A 2,025-nucleotide genomic window follows, 5' to 3' on the forward strand; every position below is an offset into this window, starting at 1 on the left:
CTCGGAGATGGACTTTCACCATCTGGGATTCAGTATCATCATCATCAACCAGTCGTTTCACCGAGATGACGTCTCTGTCAGATAATGAAAAGAAGAGTGTCGACTAGATCAACACTCCATGCGACTGCCCGTCGCACAAAAAGAGCCGCAGCTGCGACCCTTTTGTTCAACTCAAGCACCCATTAATTGAAGAATATGATTTGTTCCCCTTGTCATCTCTATTTACTAACTTTACTGTCAAATGTTCAGGTTTGTATAGGTAACTAAATTTGAGGAAAAAGTTTATTTATAAGTTCTTCAAGCTTTCCTAATAAATTAGTAAATTAAGTATTAAATAATGTTCCATTTAGTGCTTCAATATACCTTTTTGCTGACCTTTGAACCACCAAATCTGCATCTTCTCTAATAATCAGATTAAATGCGTCATATAATCGATTAAATGTAAAATCATTTACCCTATCTGCAATTCTTTCAACTGTTACTCTGGGCAGAGGAATGAAGTTAGGATAACTATACATAAAACTTACCCACTTACGATCAGCCGCCACGCGTACTATATCTCCACTCAATAAAATTCCCTTTTGACTGCTTCCATTTTTCCACTCTAAAACAGTACCGCCTTTATAATGTCCTCCAATTCTTTGAAGGATAAGACCTTCCTGCAATTCTAGAGATTCTCCAGACCAAAAAATGATTTTCTCGCTGGTTCTAGTCACCCATTCTTTATCATCTTCGTGTATGTAAATTGGAGCATCGAAAGTTTCAGCCCATTCTACTTGACTAGAGTAATAATGGGGATGTGATAATGCAATAGCATCAATTCCGCCTAATTTATTAATATGTGAAATGGTTGATTGATCAATATATGTGATACAATCCCACAATAAGTTGTAATTTTTATCTTGTACAAGATATGCTGTCTGTCCGATTCCAAAACTTGGATTGGTCTTTATGCTATGTAATCCTTCTTCCTGGAGCTTAATGATATTACTATATGTACCCACCTTTATCAGCTTTTCTAATGTGGTCCACACCTGACCTTTGGAACTAACAAATTGTCTTTCTTCCCCGCAAATCAAACATTGTTTTGGTGCTTCAATTGAGCTTTCATACTGAACACCACAAGTTTCACAAATAAAGTTTTTCAAAAAATATCTCTCCTTTACTTATTCACTTCCTATTTACTCTCTTTTAAAATTCACTTAACAATCCAATAATCCTTCTTCAAGTAAACTGCCCTTTCTGGAACCGAGCAGGGTGAAAATAGTGCCACTATCCATTTAAGCTCCCATCTTCACATTGCCTAATTATGTATATTCTGTAAGCAACTACATATTCCTTATTCAACTAACCTGCCCCTTTAGTCCAATAAGAAAAGCTGCCACAATGACAGCTCGTTCTACAACTCTTGCACCCTATAATTGAATAACGATACTAAAAATTAAAGCAAAAATTAAAGAACAAACTAATATCCATATTATTTCTATACGCATAAAAGAAATCATTACACTGCGATTCTTTATATTCGCAATATGTTTGGCAACTTTTAGATTGATTGGCACAAAAAATACAGAAAACAGAAATCCGCCTGAAATTGAAATACAAAGATGAATTATTGCAAATTAGAAGTTAATTCTGATACAAAACTCCCTATTATAAAAACTGGAACCCCCGCCCATAAAAAGAATGTTAAAACTAACTTTTTCTTTGTTATGAACAAGAGTATTGTACAATGCCAATCAATTTTTTAATACGGAAATTATTTCATTCTCTTTGTTGAACTAAACTACCATTTATTCAATAGAGTAGGAGGGGAAATTTAATCCCCGACCTCTCACACCACCGTACGTACGGTTCCGTATACGGCGGTTCAATCTTTAAGTATCGTAACTCATAAAGTTGGGATATATCTTTTAATCCCCATTTTGTGAGTTTTTCTTTTGTTATCGCTTGATGCAGAATCTCACTTTTAGATATCCGCCAGTATCCCTTACGGGAGTTTGCTAATTTCATGGCATCATCATG

Annotated in this window: 1 protein-coding gene and 1 pseudogene; both read right to left on the reverse strand. The window is 35.2% G+C overall.

What is annotated here, in order from left to right; genetic code table 11:
* Positions 1 to 323: 323 nt before the first annotated feature.
* Entirely contained in the window at positions 324 to 1,148 is an 825-nt protein-coding gene (locus E2K98_RS30435) for an MBL fold metallo-hydrolase (RefSeq protein WP_133340733.1), read from the reverse strand.
* A gap of 649 nt (positions 1,149 to 1,797) precedes the next feature.
* Positions 1,798 to 2,025 (reverse strand): annotated as a pseudogene (locus tag E2K98_RS31520) (hypothetical protein); the annotation flags it as partial.

The organism is Bacillus salipaludis (genome assembly GCF_004358205.1).